The sequence below is a fragment of the Vibrio sp. M260121 genome (genome assembly GCF_036533715.1).
Taxonomy (GTDB): Bacteria; Pseudomonadota; Gammaproteobacteria; order Enterobacterales; family Vibrionaceae; genus Vibrio.
Genome location: NZ_JATABF010000004.1, coordinates 132047 through 155114 on the forward strand (window position 1 = coordinate 132047; position 23068 = coordinate 155114).

19 protein-coding genes are annotated in these 23068 nt (G+C 44.6%); 14 read left to right on the top strand and 5 right to left on the bottom strand.

From position 1 onward, the window contains the following. The first annotated feature begins 131 nt into the window (after positions 1 to 131). The 5 genes from dinG (at position 132) to xthA (ending at position 4639) form a co-directional block, all read left to right on the top strand. Positions 132 to 2207 (top strand): ATP-dependent DNA helicase DinG, encoded by a 2076-nt coding sequence (gene dinG, locus QTO06_RS04295; RefSeq protein ID WP_331406975.1) that lies wholly within the window; start codon positions 132 to 134, stop codon positions 2205 to 2207. Positions 2208 to 2221: 14 nt separating this feature from the next. Next, positions 2222 to 3007, top strand: a complete 786-nt coding sequence (locus QTO06_RS04300) for a sulfite exporter TauE/SafE family protein (protein WP_038889197.1) — start codon at positions 2222 to 2224, stop codon at positions 3005 to 3007. Beyond that, entirely contained in the window at positions 3004 to 3549 is a 546-nt protein-coding gene (locus QTO06_RS04305) for a primosomal replication protein (protein WP_331406976.1), read from the top strand. Before QTO06_RS04300 ends, QTO06_RS04305 begins: the two co-directional genes overlap by 4 nt. Further along, the gene (rsmS, locus tag QTO06_RS04310) at positions 3549 to 3713 is read left to right on the top strand and encodes a pleiotropic regulatory protein RsmS (RefSeq protein ID WP_005431885.1); all 165 of its coding nucleotides are present in this window, start codon (positions 3549 to 3551) and stop codon (positions 3711 to 3713) included. The genes QTO06_RS04305 and rsmS overlap by 1 nt, the downstream gene beginning before the upstream one ends. Positions 3714 to 3832: 119 nt before the next feature. After that, entirely contained in the window at positions 3833 to 4639 is an 807-nt protein-coding gene (gene xthA, locus QTO06_RS04315) for an exodeoxyribonuclease III (protein ID WP_331406977.1), read from the top strand. Positions 4640 to 4718: 79 nt separating this feature from the next. Here xthA and QTO06_RS04320 read toward each other — a convergent pair whose 3' ends face one another. The 5 genes from QTO06_RS04320 to QTO06_RS04340 all read right to left on the bottom strand — a co-directional run bounded on the left by QTO06_RS04320 (position 4719) and on the right by QTO06_RS04340 (position 9574). Then, positions 4719 to 5396: an ABC transporter permease gene (locus QTO06_RS04320; protein WP_045373203.1), complete on the bottom strand. Its 678-nt coding sequence runs from the start codon at positions 5394 to 5396 to the stop codon at positions 4719 to 4721. Positions 5397 to 5399: 3 nt separating this feature from the next. Beyond that, positions 5400 to 6140 (bottom strand): ABC transporter permease, encoded by a 741-nt coding sequence (locus QTO06_RS04325; RefSeq protein WP_045377857.1) that lies wholly within the window; start codon positions 6138 to 6140, stop codon positions 5400 to 5402. 81 nt (positions 6141 to 6221) lie between these two features. Next, on the bottom strand, positions 6222 to 6992 hold the full coding sequence (locus QTO06_RS04330; protein WP_009707114.1) for an ABC transporter substrate-binding protein: 771 nt from the start codon (positions 6990 to 6992) through the stop codon (positions 6222 to 6224). Positions 6993 to 7072: 80 nt separating this feature from the next. After that, complete coding sequence (locus QTO06_RS04335; protein WP_005446708.1) at positions 7073 to 7843, bottom strand: ABC transporter ATP-binding protein; 771 nt, start codon at positions 7841 to 7843, stop codon at positions 7073 to 7075. A 258-nt stretch (positions 7844 to 8101) separates the two neighbouring features. Beyond that, entirely contained in the window at positions 8102 to 9574 is a 1473-nt protein-coding gene (locus tag QTO06_RS04340) for a 54K polar flagellar sheath protein A (RefSeq protein ID WP_331406978.1), read from the bottom strand. Positions 9575 to 10031: 457 nt separating this feature from the next. On the opposite strand from QTO06_RS04340, the gene QTO06_RS04345 reads away from it, so the two are divergent. From QTO06_RS04345 to QTO06_RS04385, 9 genes are all read left to right on the top strand, one after another. Continuing rightward, complete coding sequence (locus QTO06_RS04345; protein WP_005437465.1) at positions 10032 to 11579, top strand: DUF3360 family protein; 1548 nt, start codon at positions 10032 to 10034, stop codon at positions 11577 to 11579. 306 nt (positions 11580 to 11885) lie between these two features. Next, complete coding sequence (gene pflB / locus QTO06_RS04350) at positions 11886 to 14162, top strand: formate C-acetyltransferase (protein ID WP_009707116.1); 2277 nt, start codon at positions 11886 to 11888, stop codon at positions 14160 to 14162. Positions 14163 to 14314: 152 nt separating this feature from the next. Further along, on the top strand, positions 14315 to 15292 hold the full coding sequence (locus tag QTO06_RS04355; protein WP_331406979.1) for a lipid A deacylase LpxR family protein: 978 nt from the start codon (positions 14315 to 14317) through the stop codon (positions 15290 to 15292). Between the two features lie 144 nt (positions 15293 to 15436). Continuing rightward, a complete protein-coding gene (gene pflA / locus QTO06_RS04360) occupies positions 15437 to 16177 on the top strand; it encodes a pyruvate formate lyase 1-activating protein (RefSeq protein WP_005431703.1) in 741 nt (246 codons plus the stop codon). A gap of 191 nt (positions 16178 to 16368) precedes the next feature. Beyond that, a complete protein-coding gene (locus tag QTO06_RS04365; RefSeq protein ID WP_331406980.1) occupies positions 16369 to 17034 on the top strand; it encodes an energy-coupling factor ABC transporter permease in 666 nt (221 codons plus the stop codon). 158 nt (positions 17035 to 17192) lie between these two features. Beyond that, on the top strand, positions 17193 to 17693 hold the full coding sequence (locus QTO06_RS04370) for a YfbU family protein (RefSeq protein ID WP_331406981.1): 501 nt from the start codon (positions 17193 to 17195) through the stop codon (positions 17691 to 17693). 489 nt (positions 17694 to 18182) lie between these two features. After that, positions 18183 to 20117: a PrkA family serine protein kinase gene (locus tag QTO06_RS04375; RefSeq protein WP_331406982.1), complete on the top strand. Its 1935-nt coding sequence runs from the start codon at positions 18183 to 18185 to the stop codon at positions 20115 to 20117. A gap of 45 nt (positions 20118 to 20162) precedes the next feature. Further along, positions 20163 to 21434 carry a YeaH/YhbH family protein gene (locus QTO06_RS04380; RefSeq protein WP_331406983.1) on the top strand — a complete coding sequence of 424 codons (1272 nt, stop codon included), beginning with the start codon at positions 20163 to 20165 and terminating at the stop codon, positions 21432 to 21434. Positions 21435 to 21445: 11 nt separating this feature from the next. Then, a complete protein-coding gene (locus QTO06_RS04385; RefSeq protein ID WP_331406984.1) occupies positions 21446 to 23005 on the top strand; it encodes a SpoVR family protein in 1560 nt (519 codons plus the stop codon). Positions 23006 to 23068: the final 63 nt, after the last annotated feature.

The window sequence follows — 23068 nt, forward strand, 5'->3', positions numbered from 1 at the left end:
TTCATTTAGTTGGAGTTCAATATTTTTTTGTGAACAAGATCTACATTCCGCACAAAAGCATTCCATTTTGTGAACTACTGTCGAACCAGTGATGTGTGCTACTATGCGCCTCCAACGCACTTGAGGCCCGTATGCTAACCAGTAACATCCAAAAATCGATTCGAACCAGTTATCAGAACTTGCAAGCTCAACTGGATAACTTTGTTCCGAGACGAGCACAAAACTACCTCGTCGCTGAGATCGCAAAAACGCTATGCGGGCAATACCACAAATCAAATAGAATGCTGGTAGCCGAGGCAGGAACCGGTATCGGTAAGTCACTCTCCTATTTAATGGCGGCGATTCCTGTCGCGGTTTACAACAACCGCAAAGTAGTGATTTCAACTGCGACAGTGGCCTTGCAAGAGCAATTGGTGAATAAAGACCTCCCTCTTTTCCGCCGAATTACGGATCGAGAGTTCTCTTTTATTCTTGCTAAAGGGCGTCAACGCTATTGCTGCGCAGAAAAGCTTGCTACAGCCAGTGGTGTAGATGGTGGCCAGCTAGCGATGTTTGAGACCAAGCCTAAGAAAAAAGACATCGAACTCCTAGAGACTATGTATCGTTCTCTTGCTCAAGGTAAGTGGGATGGCGACCGTGACTCTTGGCCAAAACCAATAGATGATCGTCTATGGCAGCTTATTGTGAGTGATAAGCACAGCTGCAATAACAGCTTACCAGCCCATCGCAACTGCCCTTTTCAAAAAGCTCGATCAGAGTTAGACAAGAATGATGTCATCATTGCGAACCATTCTTTAGTTATGGCTGATGCAGATTTAGGCGGTGGCGTGATTCTCCCTGAACCTGAAAACACGATTTATGTGTTTGATGAGGCCCATCACCTACCCCATGTTGCTCGCGACCATGCATCCGCCTCTGCGAGTTTGAAAGGTGCAGCGGCTTGGTTGGAAAAGCTTAATCAATCGACCAGTAAGTTTTCATCTCTAGCAGACGAGAAGCGTGTCGCGCGTTTTCGCAATGATTTGCAGGAATCGGTGCAAGAGCTCATCCCAGCACTGAGTCAACTATCCAAACAGTTCGATCCTGCACAGTTTGAAGAAAACATTTATCGCTTTGAACATGGTGAGCTGCCAGAGTGGTTAGAAAACCAATCTAAAGACCTCAAACAACTGAGTAAAAAAGCAAACCAAAGTGTTGCGAAGATCGCCGATCTTATTGCTGAAAGAGTTAAAGATGGCGAACTTTCATCAAGGTTGGCAGAACCAGCGCTCGCTGAATTGGGTTTTTACATTCAGCGCCTGGAAAACCTTGCACAGGTGTGGAATCTGATGGCAGAGCCTACCCGTGACAAAGGTGCCCCTTTGGCCCGATGGCTGGAAAAACACCCTGACCGAGAAGGCGATTACATTGTTAGTGTTTCTCCACTAGAGATTGGCTGGCAACTCGATCAACAAATCTGGAGCCGATGTATTGGTGCAGTCCTCGTATCTGCGACAATGCGAGCTCTGAACTCGTTCAACTATTTCTGTCATCAAGTTGGTGTCGATGCAAAACCTGAGTCTGGCACTCAGTTCTTAGCATTGGCTTCTCCGTTCGACTATCAAAACCAAGCCGAGCTTTTGATTCCGGCAATGAGGTACGAGCCTCAAGCGCCGCAATTTACCGAATATCTTATTGAAATTTTGCCTAAGTATTTAGAAGACAACAAAGCAAACTTAGTATTATTCTCCTCTTATTGGCAAATGAACCAAGTGGCGGATGCGTTAAATTCAGACTTCATAAAGCGAGGCTGGGCACTACAAGTTCAAGGCGAAAGTTCACGCGCAGAAATTCTAAAAAAACATAAAAAACTCGTAGATCAGCAGAAAACTAGCATTCTTTTCGGTACAGGAAGCTTCTCAGAAGGCCTTGATTTACCGGGTGAACTACTAGAAAACCTCATCATCACTAAGATTCCATTTGGAGTCCCTACTTCGCCGGTAGAACAGGCTCACTCGGAATACATAGAGAAGAAAGGAGGAAACCCATTTATGCAGATCACCGTTCCTGATGCGAGCAAAAAGCTGATTCAAAGTGTCGGTCGTTTACTGCGCAAAGAACGCGATTCTGGTAGAGTGACCATCCTTGATAGACGTTTAGTAACAAAACGCTACGGGCAAGCTTTAATTGACTCGCTTCCGCCGTTTAAACGCAAGATCGAATATTAGAAGAATAACTATTTATGGAAATGATTGAGCCAACCATGCTGTTGGTCTTGGCGCTAGTCGCTTTTGTTGCTGGATTTATTGATGCTGTAGCCGGTGGCGGAGGCATGCTTACTGTCCCCGCTTTGCTATCGTTAGGACTTCCGCCACATATTGCATTAGGAACCAACAAACTAGCCGCATCTTTTGCTTCTTCCACTGCCGCTTTTACTTATTATAGAAAGCGCTTGTTCAAACCACAGTGCTGGGGAAGAGCGTTTGTAGCAACCCTCATTGGCGCGACATTAGGAACGCTGTTTGTTGATGCTATTAGTACAGAATGGTTAGAGAAGGTTTTACCTCTTATTATTCTTGCGGCCGCCATGTACACCGTATTCCACAAAACACCGCAATCAACACATCAGAGCCCAACACCAGAGCCGTGCCCTATGCTAAATAAAAAACAGTATGCACAGGGGTTTACGATTGGCTTTTATGATGGTCTAGCAGGCCCTGGTACCGGTGCTTTTTGGACAGTAAGCTCGATGGCACTTTATCGATTGAACATCTTGCTTGCGTCAGGCCTAGCAAAAGCAATGAACTTCACCAGCAACTTTACTTCTCTCATCACTTTTGCTGTTTTAGGTCATATCAACTGGGTGCTAGGCTTAACTATGGGAGTCTGTTTAATGGCTGGCGCTTTTGTTGGCGCACATTCCGCTATTCGGTTTGGCTCCAAATTCATTCGCCCAGTGTTTGTCACTGTGGTCAGTGTGTTGGCGATAAAACTTGCCTATGACGCGTGGTTTGTGGGATTAACATGAACATTAAACAACTTTCTGAAAACTTAAATCAGATGTCTAATCAAGCAGCCATGCTTGATCGCCAACGCGGCGAACATCATGTTCCACTCTTTGATGAGCGCTTGTTTCATTGCCGTTCTCGTTTGCTTACACCATGTATTAAAGAGGCAAATGCAACACTGGATGCTATCATCCGCGAGCAAAATGAAGGAAAGCTCACAGCCCTTCGAGCTGAGTACTTAACGGAGCGTCTGGTAGCACAAATCACCGCGATTCAACGTGAAATTTCCACGACTAAGATTCGTAAAGGCGAGATCAAACACAGCAGCCACTTCCGAAAACCCATCAATGTGATGTACCAGGAATTGGCACAGCATCAGGAGTGGGCTCGCCGTTTACGCGAAATGGTATTAGAGAAGCAAAGAGCGGTCGAAATAGCACCAAGCTTTACTAGAGCAGAGGCTCAGAAAGTCTTGCTCGCCACCGAACAACGACTAGAACGTTGCGAAGCAGCCCTGCTTAAATTAGAGAACCAAATTACTCATAGGGAAAAGAACCAATAATGTCAGAACAGCCAAAATCTCCTCTCGATGACGCGCCAGCAGAGATCAAACTCGCGGTTGATTTAATTTACCTGCTCGAAACCAACGAGATAGATCCTGAGACTGCACTCAAAGCGCTAAAGATCGTGCAAAATGATCTGGAAAACAAACTTAAAGCACAGTAGCAACTTGCTATTTGGCCTTGTCTCACTAGTCTCCCTCCCCCCTTGCATGAGAACCATTTGCACCTTCCCGTTGCAATGGTAACATCATACGCAAACACGCCCCTTGAGAAGGATAAAAAATGAAAGTAATTAGCTTTAACATCAATGGACTTCGTGCGCGTCTGCATCAACTACAAGCGCTTATCGACAAACACCAACCAGACGTGATTGGTCTTCAAGAAATCAAGGTACACGATGAAGCATTCCCTATCGAAGATGTCGAGGCGATGGGCTACAAAGTTTACTTTCACGGTCAAAAAGCCCACTACGGTGTGGCAATGCTATGCAAACAAGAACCGATCAGCGTTCAAAAAGGTTTCCCAACCGACAATGAAGAACATCAAAAACGCATGATCATGGCGACGTTTGAAGATGAGAACGGAGATAAGGTAACGGTTCTAAATGGTTACTTCCCTCAAGGCGACAATATTGCTCACGAAACCAAGTACCCGTACAAACGTCAGTTCTACAAAGATTTGATGACTTACCTGAACGATCACCACACTAACGATGAACAACTGATCGTCATGGGTGACATTAACATCAGCCCAATTGATTCAGATATCGGCATTGGCGAACCAAACCGTAAGCGTTGGTTGAAGACAGGGAAATGCTCATTCCAACCGGAAGAGCGTGAATGGTTGAAAACCTTATTAGACTGGGGCTTCGAAGATACTTTCCGTAACCTGCACCCAGAAGTCAATGACCGTTTCTCATGGTTTGATTATCGCTCTCGCGGTTTCGATGATAATAGAGGCCTGCGTATCGACGTTATTCTGGCGACACCATCGCTGGCGAAAAAGTGTGTTGAATCAGATATCGATTATGAACTACGTGGTATTGAAAAGCCTTCTGACCACGCCCCGATCTGGTCTACTTTCCAATAGCCAAATCACTTTCCAAAAAACCAAAAGAGCGCCAATCGACGCTCTTTTTCTTTTCATTCACTATTTTGCTGGTGACGATTTAGCTTAGTGGCCTTAGGTATGCCAAGAAGCGCTTCTCTGCCATTTTAAAACACCACAAAATAATGAAGGTCAATGCCATGTAGAAGAGTCCCGCTGTTAGGAATGACTCAAATGGTGCGTAGTATCGAGAGTTCACCAAACGAGCAGCCCCTGTCAGATCCATAATGGTAATAATACCCGCGACCGCACTGCCATGAAGCATGAAGATGACTTCATTGGAGTAAGCTGGCAATGCACGACGCAAAGCACTTGGCAAAATAATGCGGCGATAAGTCATAAACTTGCTCATACCGTATGCTTTAGCGGCTTCGACTTCGCCTTTAGGCAAGCCATTAATAGCCCCACGAATAATTTCCGCCGTATAGGCTGATGTGTTCAGTACGAAAGCCACCAGCGCACAGAACCAAGCGTTTTCCCATAGTGTGTCTTTAACCGGGAAGAATTGGTCCATACCGTAATAGATAAGGTAGAGCTGCACAAGCAAAGGAGTTCCACGGAAAAAGTAAATAAATGCCCATGATGGCAAGCTTAATGCGTAATTCGTACTGTTACGCGCGATAGCTAAGGGAATTGATACACATAGACCAATCACCAGCGCTAACGCAACAAGCCATACTGTCGTCCACAATCCATCAAGATAGACCGGGAAGCTTTCAATTATCAATGAAAAATCCATGGCTTACCTCGCGTGAATACTGAATTTACGTTCCACCAGCTTAAGCAAACCGGTTGAAACGCTGGTAAAGAACAAAAAGATGATCGCGACGGCCATATAGAAGGTGAACGGCATCTTGGTTGTACCTGCTGCCAATGAGCTCATACGAACCATGTCTTCCAAACCGATGATGGAAACCAATGCCGTCGTTTTCAGTAGAACCAACCAGTTGTTACCAAAGCCAGGTAAGGCATGTCGAATCATTTGAGGTAATAAGATTCTGCGAAACGACATTACAGGGCTCATGCCATAAGCTTTTGCCGCCTCTAATTCGCCTTTGTCTACGGCCATGATCGCACCACGGAACGTCTCAGCCATGTAAGCACCAAAGATAAATCCAATGGTCAGCACGCCTGCAATAAAAGGGCTGACGTCAATATAATCAGGCAAGTAAGAAGTCCACTCATGGTTAGGGTCACTTGCAGTAAACCACTCGTTGAGTGTCTCATTGATCGAATAAAGACTGTTGTTTAATAGAATTTGACCACCGAAGAAGATCAGCATCATCAAAACAAGGTCTGGAATGCCACGAATAATGGTGGTGTAAAGTGTCGCTATGGCTCTCGCCCACTTGTAAGGCGCCAGTTTTGCTAACGCACCAAGCATACCGAGAATCATGGCTAAAAGAAGTGAAAGTACAGCGACTTCTATGGTTACTAGCGCCCCTTTTAAAATCGAGGCTTCATATCCTTGTAGATCCAGCATAGGTGAGTTCCTAATCCCTAAAACTCAAAAATCGACCGTTAGCGACTTCTAGGAACAAGCTAACGGTCGCTTAGCTACGGCTTAGTCGCCGTAAACATCATAGTTGAAGTATTTACCCGCGATTTCTTGGTAAACACCTTTTTCACGTAGAGCGTTAATCGCTGCGTCTAGCTTCTTCGTCAAATCTTTATCTTGTTTGCGAACGGCAATCCCCATACCTTCACCGAACCATTTAGGGTCAGTTAAAGAAGGACCAACAAACTCATACGCTTCACCGCCGGCTTTGTTTAGTACGCCTTCTTCTAGTGCCGACGCATCACCCAATACCGCAGCGATACGACCGTTAGCCAGGTCTAGATACGCTTCGTCGAATGAACCGTAGCGAACGATTTCGACATCGTCACCGTAGTTATCCGTCAAGTACTTGTCATGCGTCGTCGCACGTTGAACACCAACTTTCACATCTTTAAGATTATCAAAATCTAAACCTGCGCCTTTCTTAGCGATGAATTTGTTTGGAATTTGAGCGTACTTACCAGTGAAGTCGACTTTCTTTTTACGTTCTTCAGTGATCGACATTGCCGCGATGATCGCATCGTATTTACGGGCAAGTAGGGAAGGAATGATGCCATCCCAATCCTGAGCAACGATCTGACACTTCACTTGCATCTCTTCACAAAGTGCATTTGCCATATCTACGTCAAAGCCTTTGATTGAGCCATCGGTTTCTGTCCAGCTAAACGGAGGGTAAGCGCCCTCAATACCAAAGCGAACGGTTTTCCATTCTTTCGCTTGAGCCATACCAGACACTGCCGTCGCAGCAAGCGTTGCTGCTAATAACCACTTTTTCATTTCCATACTCCTGTGATTGCTTTTATTTGGTTTTGATTGTTGTGCTTAATAGGTGGCAAAAGACTGCCACCCAAGAAATATTAGTAGATTGATGAGATAAATTGCTGTAATCGTTCTGAATCTGGGTTTGTAAATAGCTTAGCTGGATCTCCCTGTTCTTCCACTAAGCCTTGATGCAAAAACATCACATGGTTAGATACGTCACGCGCAAAAGCCATTTCATGAGTCACAACCAACATGGTTCGGCCCTCATCTGCCAAGTCTCGCATTACCCCCAAAACTTCACCAACTAGCTCAGGATCGAGTGCGGAGGTTGGCTCATCGAACAACATCACTTCAGGGTCTACTGCAAGAGCACGAGCAATAGCGGCACGTTGTTGCTGACCTCCAGAAAGATGCCCTGGGTAGTAATCTTTGCGCTCATATAGCCCAACTTTTTTCAAAAGCAGCTCTGCGTTTTCAATCGCTTGTGCTTTCGGCACGCCAAGAACATGAACTGGTGCTTCAATCACGTTTTCTAGAACGGTTAGATGTGACCAAAGGTTAAAGCCTTGAAATACCATGGCTAAACGAGAGCGAATACGCTGTACTTGCTTTTCGTTGGCAGGAACGGACTCCCCTGCTCGATTATTTTTCATTTGGATAAGCTCGCCGTTTACCCAAATCTCACCAGCAGTAGGCGTTTCAAGAAGGTTAATACATCTTAGGAAGGTACTCTTACCAGAACCGGAAGAGCCAATGATGGAGATAACATCCCCTTTATGAGCGGCAAGTGAAATGCCTTTAAGAACTTCATTCTGTCCAAATGTTTTGTGCAGGTCTTTGATATCTAGCGCTGGTACGTCATTCATTGCGCCTAACTCCCTGTGTTTTAATCACTGCAATAAGGGACTCCGCCCTCTTTGAATTGGAACAACCTATCACCACACCAGAGAAGTTGCAACAAATTATTAACCTAAATAATTCGAATAGATAGATACAACAATCAAATGAATATGCAATATTTAGCGTTATATTCTTTTATTGTTGAATAATTGACATAAAAAGCCCCTCAAGAGAGGGGCTAAATAAGATACAAAACTGTTAATTAACTCTTGCTTTGTTGACTGTTAATTAAAACGCGTTACAACAAGAGAGTTCGAGGTGCGTAGCGTCACTTCACTTTCCATTCCATCTTTCTCAGAAGTTAGAATACCATCAAGATCGGCTTCCAATTCAGGTTCAGAAGCTTCGCCGTTAGAGAAGAAACTCATAAACACTTCTGAGTCAATGTCGCTCTCGTCATTAAGAATGATCGCAGAGCGGTTAAAATTATCCGTTTCAGATACTTTCAAGCCATTTACTGCTGAAGATGGGAAGTTGTAGTAGTCAAGTTCAGGTACCACTACATAATCACTATTGCTTTTAGTGAAGATACGGTGCGTTACTTTGTAATCACCAGAAGCGGCAAAGTACGCAGTGCGAACAAAACCTTCTGTAGTGCTAGTGAAACCCATATTAATATCAATCACAGACTCACGCCCGCTCTGAGATATAACGCTAGGTTTTGAGTTTTGCAAGTTGTTGATATTTAAGTAAGCACTTGGATCAACATCAATATCCCAACTAGAGTCAATAGTGCCAGTTAGCAATGAATCCCAGCCGTTAGTCGCATTCTCATCAACCGCTAAGTAAACCCACTCTTCTTTCTTGGCTTCACTTGGTCGACGATATTCATCAGCGGAATTACTCAACTCGACGGCATCATATAAATAGTCATTCGCTACAAAACCAACATTTAGAGAGTCAAACTTGTAGTTTGATGATGAGTAAATGCTAGAAACAACATCAGTCGTGACTAGATCAATATCACCAGTACCCCAAGAACCGATTCCATATTGATACAGCGATTTGTTGTCTAAGCCAATTTCATATTGGAATAAAACGGTTGGCTCGCCATTGAAACCCAATAGTTCTTCATCTGAAGTCATATCACTATTAGGAGACTCTAGAACGTCCTTTTGCGATACGAAATGATAATCGCCGCCACCTGATACCGCGTTACGATATGAAAGGTTTTTGAACGTTTTATCCGACAAGTTGCCGCCAGTAAAACACTTATTCAATGATTCACGGTTTAGAGCAAAGGTCGCATTACGTAATTGTTTATCTTCCAAAAACTCACGAGAGAATGAGTTTACACGCACTTCTCTACCATTGAATTCAAGAGCTTGGATGGTGATGTAACCGTCTTCAGGAATGTCCTCTAAAACAAACTTAAAGTTATCACTGGTTGGTTTAATAATGTCACCAACCATTTTGCCATCAGCATCAGAATAATAGCCAATAACGTTATTCGTAACCTGAGCTTTCGATGCTTGGCTGTATGTTAGAACGGTAGCGTCACCATTCGAATCTGTATCTCGATCATAAACGGTACAGTTTTGCGCTTTAGCATCACTCTCAGATAAGGTCGCCGGAATCGCAAAATCAATAGTGAAAGTTGTTTTCGATGCACCGCCACCGCCGCCACCGCCGCCGCCACAACCGACCATTAATCCCGAAATAATTGCCACTAGCGGCAGTACTTTAAGCTGTTTCATGTCTTCTTCCTAAACTGAGCGGCAATGATTAGCCAAAAAATCGTCTCTGCTCGGTACTAAGCAAGAATGAAGCCAGCTTTTTATACAACCTATGAATGACATCAATAAATATTATTGAGCACTATTTCTGCAAAACAAAGTCTAATTTTATGCAACTTGTGTAATCGAATTACACACGAAATAACCATGTTGTTCGCATGCCAGACACTTTCTGTAGTTTTCTTTCACATCTATTCTTAAAGTGATCTAAATCAATCACCCCAAAGGGCTATCTTGCTAGACTCCGCCCCAATGATGAGGAATTTTTTGTGCCTCAACACAACAAGTTATTAGCTATGCTTAGGCACGAGTTGTTCGTGCAACAAAATCTAATAATAGCTAGCATAGGAAGTGCCGCAGGAAGCGGAAAAACACAATTCAATTTAGAATTCATAACTTTTAAATATATGAGGAATCTATGTCAGACGCAGTGAATAAAGCGCACTCTGATTCGGATATCGAGACTAAAAGCTACCGCGAGCTTCACCGTCCATCATCTGAGTTCGCAAGCCGTTCAGACTACCTAGACCACGAACTACAAATCATGAAGCCACGTCGCTATGGTTTGAACTTACCAGGTCGTGACTTCCGCTTTGAGCTTGAAGACCTTGTTCCAGCACTTGCTGGTACTATCGGTATTATCGCAATGTACTCTGCGGTAATGATGTCTTGGGCTGAAGGTCTTACTGCAGCATGGGACCACGTTAACTTAGGCAAAGATTTTGCTATCGAAGTTGCTCGTGTAGAAATGCTTATCCCTGCACTCCTTTTCTGTGTACTTGCTTCTGGTTTTGTTAACCCTAAAGCCAACCTTGCAGGTAACCACGGTCCAATGATCCCTCTTATTGGTACCATCGCTCTAGCTGGTGCCCACCCTCTTGCATTGGCAATTCTAATCGGTGTATTCGGTCTTCTACTAAGTGCCTTAAAAGGCGGCTCCAAACTGGTGAACCTCACCTCGGAAGGTACAGCCGGCGGCTTGCTTATCTTCTTGGGCTTAACAGGTACCATGAGCCAAATTACTTCGATTCAAGAATGGGCGGTTGGTCTACAATCTTCTACTGTTGAAGCGGGCAGCATGGGTTACGTTGGTCTTATCGTACTTGCAGTGACTATCGCGCTATATGCGTTCCTTGCAAAAGTGAACAAGCGTTGGCTAGCAATTCCAGTATGTGCTTTCACAGGCCTTGCAATCGCGCTTGTACTAGGTGCAGGTTTCGATATTAAATTCGTAACTGAAACAGGTCTTCCTAACCTAAACCCAGTTTACTGGTGGGGCAGCACAGAAGAAGGTTGGATGCTAGGTCTTCCTAATATGGAACACTTCATCGCATCACTACCGTTTGCAATCCTAGCAGTAGCAATGTGGTCTCCTGACTTCCTTGGCCACCGTATCTTCCAAGAACTGAACTACCCTAGAAAAACTGAAAAAGTACTAATGGACGTTGATGACACAATGACTATGTGTTCTATCCGTCAGATGGTAGGTACAGCAGTGGGTGGTGGTAACATCACTTCATCTTGGGGTACTTACATGATCCCAGCAGCGATCGCGAAACGCCCTATCCCTGGTGGTGCTATCCTTCTAGGTCTTCTAGTAATGATCATCGCAATCCTTGGTTTCCCAATGGATATCGCGGTATGGCCACCAGTAATGCGTGTTGCTCTTCTTGTAGGTGTATCTCTACCTCTACTTGAAGCGGGTATGCAAATGGTGAAAGACTCGAAAGATTCTCAAGCAGCAGGCATCTGTATCTTTGGTTCAGCAGTTGTTAACCCAGTACTTGCTTGGGCACTGACGATGCTTCTAGACAACAACGGTCTAATTGGTGATAAAGAGCGTGCATCTCGCCTATCATTTGTAGACAAGATTGTGATCCCTGTAGGTGTACTTGTTATCTGTTTAGTCGCTATGCTTGCAGTAGGTATGCTAGAAGGACAATATGGCATTAAAGCTTGGCTATAATGACATTCGTTCAAAAATTGTGTGGGTAGCGCTTGTCGCTACCCAATTTTTATTGAGTTTTTTTAGTATTTATTGATTTAGTTTAAGGTTTGCAAAATTTTTTTAGTGTAGCCTTGAATTGTGGTTGGGAAGAACCCACATTGTTAGCAGTGACAATATTTATAGTTTTATGACCCAAACTTTCTTATTTAAGACTATAAATATTGTTATTCATTAAGAGTGTACTGTTCTCCATTTGAAAGTGGAGATAGCTGGCTCAACGGCGAACCAGTACGTATTTTTTTCTACTACAAAGGTAGGTATGTCATGGCAGAGCAATTTGCTAAAGCTTGGGAAGGTTTTGCTGCAGGCGACTGGCAAAACGAAGTAAACGTTCGTGATTTCATTCAGAAGAACTACACTCCGTACGAAGGCGACGAATCTTTCCTAGTTTCTGAAGGTACTGAAGCGACTAACAAGCTTTGGGCTAAGGTAATGGAAGGTATCAAACAAGAGAACGCGACTCACGCTCCTGTTGATTTCGATACTTCAGTTATCTCTACCATCACTGCTCACGATGCAGGCTACATCGAAAAAGACCTAGAAACTATCGTAGGTCTACAAACTGAAGCTCCTCTTAAGCGTGCAATCATCCCTAACGGTGGTATCCGTATGGTTGAAGGTTCTTGCAAAGCTTACGATCGCGAGCTTGATCCACAAGTTAAGAAAATCTTCACAGAATACCGTAAAACGCACAACGCTGGCGTATTCGATATCTACACTCCAGATATCCTAGCATGTCGTAAATCAGGCGTTCTAACTGGTCTTCCAGATGCTTACGGCCGTGGTCGTATCATCGGTGACTACCGTCGTGTTGCTCTATACGGTATCGACCGTCTAATGCAAGACAAGCTAGCTCAATTCAAGTCTCTACAAGAGCGTTTTGAGAACGGTGAAGATCTACAGATGACTATGCAGCTTCGCGAAGAGATCGCTGAGCAGCACCGTGCACTTGGTCAAATGAAAGTTATGGCTGCGAAATACGGCTGTGACATCTCTCGTCCAGCTGAAACTGCACAAGAAGCTATCCAGTGGACTTACTTCGGTTACCTAGCAGCTGTTAAATCTCAAAACGGCGCAGCTATGTCTCTAGGTCGTACTTCTACTTTCCTAGATATCTACATCGAGCGTGATATCGCTGAAGGTAAGATCACTGAAGTTGACGCACAGGAAATGATCGACCACTTCGTAATGAAACTGCGTATGGTTCGTTTCCTACGTACTCCTGAGTACGATGATCTATTCTCTGGCGACCCAATCTGGGCAACAGAGTCTATGGGTGGTATGGGCCTTGACGGTCGTACGCTAGTTACGCGTTCAAACTTCCGTTTCCTAAACTCTCTATACACAATGGGTCCTTCTCCAGAGCCAAACATCACTGTTCTTTGGTCTGAGCAACTACCTGAAGGCTTCAAGAAGTTCTGTGCGAAAGTATCTATCGATACTTCATCAATCCAGTACGAGAACGATGACCTAATGCGTCCAGACTTCGAGTCTGATGACTACGCAATCGCATGTTGTGTATCTCCAATGATCATTGGTAAACACATGCAGTTCTTCGGCGCTCGCGCTAACCTAGCTAAGACTCTTCTATACGTTATCAACGGCGGTGTGGATGAGAAGCTGAAGATCCAAGTTGGTCCTCAAATGCCTAAGATCACTGACGAAGTTCTAGACTTCGACGATGTATGGGGCAAACTAGACCACTTCATGGATTGGCTAGCTAAGCAGTACGTGACTGCACTAAACAGCATCCACTTCATGCACGACAAGTACAGCTACGAAGCTGCACTAATGGCTCTACATGACCGTGACGTTCGTCGTACTATGGCTTGTGGTATCGCTGGTCTATCTGTTGCTGCTGACTCACTATCTGCAATCAAATTCGCGAAAGTTAAACCAGTTCGTGACGAAGATGGCGTAGCAATCGACTTCGAAATCGAAGGTGACTACCCTAAATTCGGTAACAACGATGCTCGCGTAGATGACATCGCTTGTGAACTTGTTGAAGTATTCATGAACAAGATTCGTCAGCTTAAGACTTACCGTGACGCAATCCCTACTCAGTCTATCCTAACTATCACTTCAAACGTGGTATACGGTAAGAAGACTGGTAACACGCCTGACGGTCGTCGCGCAGGTGCTCCTTTCGCACCAGGTGCTAACCCAATGCACGGCCGTGACGAAAAAGGTGCTGTAGCGTCTCTAACGTCTGTAGGTAAACTACCGTTTGCTCACGCTAAAGATGGTATCTCTTACACGTTCTCTATCGTACCTAACGCTCTAGGTAAAGATGAAGGTTCACAACGTGCTAACCTTGCTGGTCTAATGGATGGTTACTTCCACCACGAAGCTGGCGTCGAAGGTGGTCAACACCTAAACGTGAACGTACTTAACCGCGAAACTCTAGAAGACGCTGTTAAGCACCCAGAGAAATACCCTCAGCTAACAATCCGTGTATCTGGTTACGCTGTGCGCTTCAACTCTCTAACTGCAGAGCAACAAGCTGACGTAATCGCACGTACATTCACTGAGTCTCTATAAGACCAGCTGAATTAGCACTCTGAGTGATAGAACAAAGGCCGATGCTGTAAAGCATCGGCCTTTTTTTGTTTCTTGAACTAAAGTTGTGACATTGAGAAAGATTTTGTCTGTGATCTTCCGTATGATGCGCAAAAAGCTTGCAAACATAATATATGAAACTTAGTAAATTAATCGTCCTTGCTCTGCTATCTCCAGCAGCTATTGCATCCACCAAGTCCACAGTCTCTTTCACTTTAGATAACGATGGTATCTTCGGCGTCGACCAAGATTACACCAACGGTATTTTCCTTTCTTACGCGACAGAAAAACTGCGTGAAGACGCAGAGTGGAATTGGTTCACACTTAATGACAACAGCCAAAGTAACGTAGACAAGATTGAAATCGTACTTGGTCACAAGATGTACACACCAAGTGACATTGAAGCCGACTACCCTCTTGTTAACGATCGTCCTTACGCAGGCTACCTTCATACCGAAATCAACTATATCTCACTGACTGCAGATAAAGCCGTTCGCTATAACTTCACTATCGGTGCAACAGGTGAAAGCTCGTTGTCAGAGAAAGCACAGGAAATCGTGCACGGCATTACTGGCTCAACCGATCCGCAAGGTTGGGAATACCAGATTGATGATGAAATCGCATTCAGCGTAGGTTACCGCGCATTCAATAAGTTGATGCGCAGCGAAGGTGAAAGCACACAGTGGGAAATCACCAATGTAAACGACATTAATGCAGGTAACTTCCGTAGTGATGTTTCACAAGGTGTGATGTTCCGTTGGGGTACAAACCTAGCAAACAGCATCGGTGCGGCAAACATCAGTGTTGAAAGCCCATTCCACGCAAGTATGCTGGCTAAAAGCACCTCTAGCTGGTTCTTGTTTACCGGATTCGAAGGTCGTTACCGCTTTAATGACATCACCATCGAAGGCGATCGCTCTGGTCTTCCTGAGCCATCAGAACAATACGATGTCACGCTACAAAACTGGCAAGCGAGTGCCGTCGCAGGTGCCACTTGGTACAACCAAAACTACGGCGCGAGTTTAACCTTTACCGTCAAAACACCAGACTATAAAGAAGCTCAAACCGACGTTTACGGTACTGGTTCCCTCTCTTTATTCGCCTTCTTCTAAAGAAAAACCCTTATACGGCGTGTGAGTTTTCATTCGCCGTTTTCTTTGCTCATTATCTCGCCAACGAAAGTCCTGTTAGACTGTTTTAACCCTTCAATTTGTAATAAAATAACGGTCAGAATTTATTAAAAATGAGAGCAAAAGATGTCAACAACTGGTCGTATTCACTCGTTTGAGTCATGTGGTACCGTAGACGGACCTGGTATTCGTTTTATCGTCTTCTTGCAAGGTTGCTTAATGCGCTGTAAGTATTGCCATAACCGCGATACATGGGACACGCATGATGGCAAAGAAGTGACGGTTGAAGAGATTATTGCAGAAGCAAAAACCTACCGTCACTTCATGAATGCATCAGGTGGTGGCATTACGTGTTCTGGTGGCGAAGCAATGCTTCAGCCGGAATTTGTGCGTGACTTCTTCCGCGCTGCTCAAGCTGAAGGCATCCATACCTGCCTAGATACTAACGGTTACATCCGTAAACACACTGACGTGATCGACGAAGTATTGGATGCGACAGACCTTGTCATGCTTGACCTTAAACACATGAAAGACGAGATCCACCAAGAGTTCATCGGTGTGTCTAACCGTCGTGTTTTAGACTTTGCTCGTTACTTACATAAGATTGGTCAAAAGACTTGGATTCGTTATGTTGTAGTCCCTGGCTACACTGACGAGCCAGAAGCAGCGCACATGCTGGGTGAGTTCATCAAAGATATGGACAACATCGAAAAGGTAGAGCTTCTGCCATACCACAAACTTGGTGCACACAAATGGGAAGCACTTGGTGTTGAATATCCGCTTGATGGCGTCAACCCACCATCAAAAGAAACAATGGATGAAATCCAGTCAATTCTTTCCCAATACCACTCAAATGTGAAATACTAAGCGCATTAGGTTATTGAATAGATTTAAAATACCAGCAGCTTGCTGGTATTTTTTTACCTATACGTTGGTGTATGTGTCGTACAAACTAGTCGAACAAACTGATCGGCCTTGTGCCCTATCCAACTCATACTAGACGTATTAGGAATACTAAGTAGTAAGTAAAGCTTACAGGAATAGCGTTGGAATAACACATGGATTGGTTTAATTTCGTTTCGGTCATCATTGTTTGCTGGATCGCGGTCGTTTATTGCCTTCCCGATTGGAGAAAAGTGGTTTGGCCTAAAATGGAGCAAGAAAAGCCATTCCAACATTTGGTCTTCGCAACACTCTTCTTACTAAGCATTCTGTGGTCTGCCCAGGCCGGTGTGAAAGAAGGGTTACAAATTCACTTTCTTGCGTTGACTACACTAACCATGATGTACGGTTGGCGAATGGCGTTTCTTCTCTGTATCCCTGCCATGATCGTCAATCACTTGATCCACGGCGTACCGCTGTTAATGTTACCAAGCGCATTGGTGCTTTCTGCTCTGGTTCCAATTCTTATCAGCTATCTGATTTTTTTGCTAAGTTATCAGTATCTGCCGCGCAATATCTTCGTTTTCATTTTTGTAGCGGGATTCTTCAATGGTGCGCTCACTGGTAGCCTCCATTTACTCGTTAACTCTTTTTACCACCTCTCTATCGGTCATTACGACTGGCAAACCATCCAACACAACTACTTTGTTTTTGTTCCATTGCTTGCCTTCCCTGAAGGGCTCCTAAACGGAATGTCACTGGCTGTGTTGACGGTTTTCAAACCAGAATGGCTACGAGTCTTCTCAGACCGAGATTATATATACAACCATTACCATAAATAAGCTGTCATCGCCCGTTAACACAGCGTTTTTAAACTGGCTAAATTCAATAATTCTTGCCATTTTTCATATTAAATATGTGTTGAGATCATGTTTCACCTTCGTCCGAAACGTTAACCTAAGCACATTAAAAATGTATTAGATTATTTAGTGAGGTCATCATGGAAATGTCAAACGCTCAACGTTTGATCCTATCAAACCAGTACAACCTAATGTCTCAACTTGACCCTAGCAATGCGGCAAAATACAAGCGTCTACAAACCATTGTAGAACGTGGTTACGAGCTGCAAATGCGCGAGTTGAACAAAGATTTTGGCTGCATCACTGAAATGGAATGTCGTGAAATCATCGACATTATGGAGATGTACCATGCAATGCAAGAATCAAACAAAATGCTGGATGATGAAGAGCGCGGCAAAGTGGACCAACGTCGTCTGCAGTTCCTTGGCTTTGATATCGCAACGGAAGCACAGCAAGTGCATTACGTACGCTTCCTAGTGGATTCAGAAGGTCTTTACCCTCAATTTGATAAAGCGGACCATCACTTCAATAGTCAAATGCCAATGCTAGACAAATACCGTCGCATGCTAAAAACTTGGCGCAACTGCCCTCGTCAATACCACTTGTGTGCAAACGAACTGGCGCAAATCTTTAGTGCATAATCCAGCAAGTATTTGAAAAGGAGAGCAAAGGCTCTCCTTTTTCTTTTCCCCTGTCACAATTCAGCCTCATTCGTTAAGCACGCTTAAGTCTTTCATTCTCTGTAACTTGCACACAAATCACTAATCTCAGTGATTCAAAGCCACATATCTGATTTCAATCGCTCCTATTCACAGCTCAAATTGTTAATTCTCTAAACAGTGATTCAAATGTCACTTTTGCAATAAATTCATAATTGTTAAGCAAAATTGGAAATCCCCGACTAGGCTTAAATTGAGAAAGGGAGTGATTGAAAGGAACTTATCCATCGTTCTTCGTTGCAGTGAAAAAGTGTCCATAAAGCAAAGTCTTTGGTCTTGTCTAGCTTGCCTTCAGTACAAACCAAACGTGATAACAGGACGTATAACTTCATACAACGAAGGGCATATCAAGGGTGGGTAAGCCTGCGTCAACGTTCGTCGGTAGACTGACTAGTTAAAGGGGAAAGCGACATGAGTATTTTCGACCACTATCAATCAAGATATGAAGCTGCAAAAGATGAAGAGATGTCGTTACAGGATTTCTTAGCCCTGTGTAAAGACGACAAAAGCGCCTACGCTAACGCTGCAGAACGCCTACTTATGGCTATCGGAGAGCCAGAAGTCATTGATACTGCTCAAGATCCAAGACTTAGCCGTATATTCTCAAACCGTGTCATTTCGCGTTATGAAACCTTCAAAGATTTCTATGGCATGGAAGACGCAATCGAGCAGATTGTTTCTTACCTCAAGCATGCCGCACAAGGTTTGGAAGAACGCAAACAAATCCTATACCTACTCGGCCCCGTTGGTGGTGGTAAGTCATCACTTGCCGAAAAGCTAAAAGCTCTAATGGAAAAAATGCCCGTTTATGTGCTTAGCGCAAACGGCGAACGAAGCCCAGTTAACGATCACCCATTCTGTTTGTTTAATCCAACAGAAGATGGTGAGATCCTCAAGAAAGAGTATGGCATCGAGCATCGTTACCTACGTTCTATCATGTCACCATGGGCGGCAAAACGTCTTCATGAATTTGGCGGTGATATCACCAAATTTAAAGTACTGAAAGTTCGCCCTTCTATCCTTGATCAAGTAGCTATTGCGAAAACCGAGCCAGGTGATGAAAACAACCAGGACATTTCGTCCCTAGTTGGTAAAGTCGATATTCGTCAGTTAGAACATTACTCGCAAGATGACCCAGATGCCTACAGCTACTCTGGCGCGCTATGTAAAGCGAACCAAGGCTTAATGGAATTCGTTGAGATGTTCAAAGCGCCAATCAAGGTGCTACACCCACTATTGACGGCAACTCAAGAAGGCAACTTCAACGGTACAGAAGGTCTATCGGCGATTCCATTCGACGGTATGATTTTAGCGCACTCAAATGAATCTGAGTGGCAAACCTTCCGTAATAACAAGAACAACGAAGCGTTCTTAGACCGTGTGTACATAGTGAAAGTACCTTACTGTCTGCGTGTATCGGAAGAAGTGAAGATTTACCAGAAACTGCTTGAAAACAGTGAGCTGTCTAAAGCGCCTTGTTCACCAAGCACACTCGAAACTCTGGCTCAATTCAGTATTCTTTCGCGACTTAAAGAGCCTGAAAACTCGTCCATTTTCTCGAAGATGCGCGTGTATGACGGTGAAACACTGAAAGACACCGATCCGAAAGCGAAGAGCTACCAAGAGTACCGCGATTACGCTGGCGTTGATGAAGGCATGAACGGCCTATCAACCCGTTTTGCATTCAAGATCCTGTCTCGCGTATTCAACTTCGACCAAACCGAAGTGGCTGCAAACCCTGTTCACCTGTTCTATGTGATTGAACAGCAAGTGGAACGTGAACAGTTCCCTTCTGAAGTGGCAGAAAAATACCTTGAGTTCTTGAAAGGTTACCTAGTGCCTCGCTACGTCGAGTTCATTGGTAAAGAAGTTCAGACTGCGTACCTAGAGTCTTACTCTGAGTACGGCCAGAATATTTTCGACCGTTACGTTACCTATGCAGACTTCTGGATCCAAGACCAAGAATATCGCGACCCAGAAACAGGCCAACTGTTCGACCGCGCTTCTCTAAATGCTGAACTAGAGAAGATCGAGAAAACAGCGGGCATCTCTAACCCGAAAGATTTCCGAAACGAAATCGTCAACTTTGTGCTTCGTGCGAAAGCCAATAACAATGGTCAAAACCCAGTTTGGACCAGCTACGAAAAACTGCGCACGGTAATCGAGAAGAAAATGTTCTCCAATACCGAAGAACTGCTTCCGGTTATCTCTTTCAATGCGAAAACCTCTTCTGAAGATCAGAAGAAACACGACGACTTTGTCGCTCGCATGATGGAAAAAGGCTATACCGAGAAACAGGTTCGCCTACTTTCTGAGTGGTACCTACGAGTACGTAAGTCATCCTAACCAGTTTGAGTTAGGTCGCTTGTGAAACATGAAGAGGGCTATTTCATGGCGCAATTTATAGACCGAAGGCTCAATGGCAAGAACAAGAGCGCTGTTAATCGACAGCGCTTCTTGAAGCGCCATAAAGAGCAGATTAAAGAGTCGGTAGCTGACGCAGTGAATCGACGCTCGATCACGAACACGGAAACGGGCGAAGACGTCGCAATACCGCACAAAGATATTAACGAACCTATGTTTCATCAGGGTAAAGGGGGCGTGCGCGACCGCGTGCATCCTGGTAACGACCAATTTATCACTGGTGACAAAATCGAACGCCCGAAAGGCGGAGGCCAAGGCGGCGGTGCTGGTGAAGGCAATGCCAGCCCTGACGGTGAAGGACAAGACGAGTTCGTCTTCCAAATTTCAAAAGACGAATACCTCGACATCTTATTTGAAGATTTAGAGTTACCGAATCTTGAGAAGAACCAAATTGCCAAAATCACAGAATGGAAAACCCACCGTGCGGGTTACCAAACCGCGGGTATTCCATCCAATATTGCCGTTGTTCGCTCGCTACAACAATCTCTAGCGCGACGCACGGCAATGACAGCAGGCAAAAAGCGTCTTCTTAATGAACTGGAAGATGAGCTTACTCGCATCAAAAACATCGAGCCCGCTCAACAACTTGAAGAAAATCGTCTGAAGAAGGAAATTGAGGATCTGCGCAAGAAAATCGAAAGCGTACCCTTTATTGATACCTTCGACTTACGTTTCAAGAACTACGAGAAGCGCCCAGTGCCATCAAGCCAAGCGGTCATGTTCTGTCTAATGGACGTATCCGGCTCTATGGACCAAGCAACCAAAGACATTGCAAAACGCTTCTATGTGCTTTTATACCTGTTCTTGGCACGTACCTACGAAAACGTTGAAGTGGTCTTCATTCGTCACCATACACAAGCGAAAGAAGTCGATGAGCACGAGTTCTTCTATTCGCAAGAAACGGGTGGCACGATTGTTTCGAGCGCACTCAAACTGATGAATGAGATCGTTCAAGACCGCTACCCTGTGGGCCAGTGGAACATCTACGCAGCTCAAGCATCCGATGGCGATAACTGGGCAGACGATTCACCTCGCTGTCGTGACCTACTCGTCAATAAGTTACTGCCAAATTGTCAGTACTATTCATACATCGAGATCACTAGACGTTCCCATCAAACGCTGTGGCATGAGTATGAAAAGCTTTCCGAAGCCTTTCCAAACTTCGCCATGAAAAACATCCGCTCTGTGGAGGATATCTTCCCAGTCTTCCGTGAACTATTCCAAAAAGAAAATGCGTAAGGGGGCTAGCGATGAATACCGCAACGACAAACCTTTCGGGGGAAGCCTCGAAGAAACGCAGAGAGAATATGCTGCCAGATGGTCCAGATTGGACGTTTGAATTACTGGAGCGTTACCACAAAGAAATCAAGCGTGTCGCGGAGCATTATCGTCTCGACACCTATCCTAACCAAATCGAGGTAATCACCTCAGAGCAAATGATGGACGCGTACTCAAGCATCGGTATGCCCATCAACTACAACCACTGGTCGTTTGGTAAAAAGTTCATCCAAACGGAGCAGAACTACAAGCACGGCCAAATGGGGTTGGCTTACGAAATCGTGATCAACTCTAACCCATGTATCGCTTACCTGATGGAAGAGAACACCATCACCATGCAAGCACTGGTTATTGCTCACGCGTGCTATGGGCACAATTCGTTCTTCAAAGGTAACTATCTGTTCCAAACTTGGACCGACGCTAGTTCGATCATTGATTATCTTCTGTTCGCGAAGAACTACATTGCAGAATGTGAGGAGCGCTACGGTGTGCACGAAGTCGAACAACTACTCGACTCCTGCCATGCTTTAATGAACTTCGGTGTCGACCGTTATAAGCGTCCTGAAAAGATATCAATCAACGAAGAGAAAGCGCGTCAGGAAGAGCGTGAAGCTTATCTGCAATCGCAAGTGAACGAGTTGTGGCGTACCGTTCCACAATCGAAAACCAAAGAAGAAGACATCAAAGTTCGCTTCCCTAGCGAGCCACAGGAAAACCTGCTCTACTTCTTTGAAAAACACGCACCACTGCTTGAGCCATGGCAGCGCGAGATTGTGCGTATCGTGCGTAAGGTGAGCCAATACTTCTATCCTCAAAAACAAACTCAGGTCATGAATGAAGGCTGGGCAACCTTCTGGCACTACACCATCCTTAATCACCTTTACGATGAAGGTTTAGTGTCTGAAAAATTCATTCTCGAGTTTCTACACAGTCACACCAGCGTGGTTGCACAACCGCCTTACAATAGCCCTTACTTTAGCGGCATTAACCCGTATGCACTTGGCTTTGCGATGTTCCGCGACATCAAACGCATCTGTGAAGAGCCAACGGATGAGGACAAAGAGTGGTTCCCTGAGTTAGCAGGAACAGACTGGTTAGATGCGGTTCACTTTGCCATGCATAACTTCAAAGACGAGAGCTTTATTAGCCAATACTTGTCACCGAAGCTCATGCGTGATTTCAAGTTGTTTGCCATCAATGACGATGATCGTAAGAACTTCATCGAAGTTGCCGCCATTCATGATGAGATGGGGTACCGACGCATTCGTGAAACGCTGGCTGCACAATATAACTTGGCGAACTTAGAGCCAAATATTCAGGTGTTTAACGTGGATATCCGCGGTGACCGCTCGTTAACACTTCAATACGTCCCTCATAACCGCATTCCTTTGGATAACAGTTATGAAGAGGTACTTAAGCATGTGTATCGCTTGTGGGGCTTCGATGTGATTTTAGAAGAAGTGAAAGACACCGGACACAGAGAAATTCTCTCAACATGCCCGAAGCGCAATCAGTACGACACCAATATCTAGCCGATACAGCATCTAACCTATCGCAGATACAAAAAGGCTCCTCAATGAGGAGGAGCCTTTCTA

What these genes read in the sequence shown, in the direction of transcription:
- dinG (WP_331406975.1), top strand. Translation starts at nt 132, where the DNA reads ATGCTAACCAGTAACATCCAAAAATCGATTCGAACCAGTTATCAGAAC.
- QTO06_RS04300 (WP_038889197.1), top strand. Translation starts at nt 2,222, where the DNA reads ATGGAAATGATTGAGCCAACCATGCTGTTGGTCTTGGCGCTAGTCGCT.
- QTO06_RS04305 (WP_331406976.1), top strand. Translation starts at nt 3,004, where the DNA reads ATGAACATTAAACAACTTTCTGAAAACTTAAATCAGATGTCTAATCAA.
- rsmS (WP_005431885.1), top strand. Translation starts at nt 3,549, where the DNA reads ATGTCAGAACAGCCAAAATCTCCTCTCGATGACGCGCCAGCAGAGATC.
- xthA (WP_331406977.1), top strand. Translation starts at nt 3,833, where the DNA reads ATGAAAGTAATTAGCTTTAACATCAATGGACTTCGTGCGCGTCTGCAT.
- QTO06_RS04320 (WP_045373203.1), bottom strand. Translation starts at nt 5,396, where the DNA reads ATGGATTTTTCATTGATAATTGAAAGCTTCCCGGTCTATCTTGATGGA.
- QTO06_RS04325 (WP_045377857.1), bottom strand. Translation starts at nt 6,140, where the DNA reads ATGCTGGATCTACAAGGATATGAAGCCTCGATTTTAAAAGGGGCGCTA.
- QTO06_RS04330 (WP_009707114.1), bottom strand. Translation starts at nt 6,992, where the DNA reads ATGAAAAAGTGGTTATTAGCAGCAACGCTTGCTGCGACGGCAGTGTCT.
- QTO06_RS04335 (WP_005446708.1), bottom strand. Translation starts at nt 7,843, where the DNA reads ATGAATGACGTACCAGCGCTAGATATCAAAGACCTGCACAAAACATTT.
- QTO06_RS04340 (WP_331406978.1), bottom strand. Translation starts at nt 9,574, where the DNA reads ATGAAACAGCTTAAAGTACTGCCGCTAGTGGCAATTATTTCGGGATTA.
- QTO06_RS04345 (WP_005437465.1), top strand. Translation starts at nt 10,032, where the DNA reads ATGTCAGACGCAGTGAATAAAGCGCACTCTGATTCGGATATCGAGACT.
- pflB (WP_009707116.1), top strand. Translation starts at nt 11,886, where the DNA reads ATGGCAGAGCAATTTGCTAAAGCTTGGGAAGGTTTTGCTGCAGGCGAC.
- QTO06_RS04355 (WP_331406979.1), top strand. Translation starts at nt 14,315, where the DNA reads ATGAAACTTAGTAAATTAATCGTCCTTGCTCTGCTATCTCCAGCAGCT.
- pflA (WP_005431703.1), top strand. Translation starts at nt 15,437, where the DNA reads ATGTCAACAACTGGTCGTATTCACTCGTTTGAGTCATGTGGTACCGTA.
- QTO06_RS04365 (WP_331406980.1), top strand. Translation starts at nt 16,369, where the DNA reads ATGGATTGGTTTAATTTCGTTTCGGTCATCATTGTTTGCTGGATCGCG.
- QTO06_RS04370 (WP_331406981.1), top strand. Translation starts at nt 17,193, where the DNA reads ATGGAAATGTCAAACGCTCAACGTTTGATCCTATCAAACCAGTACAAC.
- QTO06_RS04375 (WP_331406982.1), top strand. Translation starts at nt 18,183, where the DNA reads ATGAGTATTTTCGACCACTATCAATCAAGATATGAAGCTGCAAAAGAT.
- QTO06_RS04380 (WP_331406983.1), top strand. Translation starts at nt 20,163, where the DNA reads ATGGCGCAATTTATAGACCGAAGGCTCAATGGCAAGAACAAGAGCGCT.
- QTO06_RS04385 (WP_331406984.1), top strand. Translation starts at nt 21,446, where the DNA reads ATGAATACCGCAACGACAAACCTTTCGGGGGAAGCCTCGAAGAAACGC.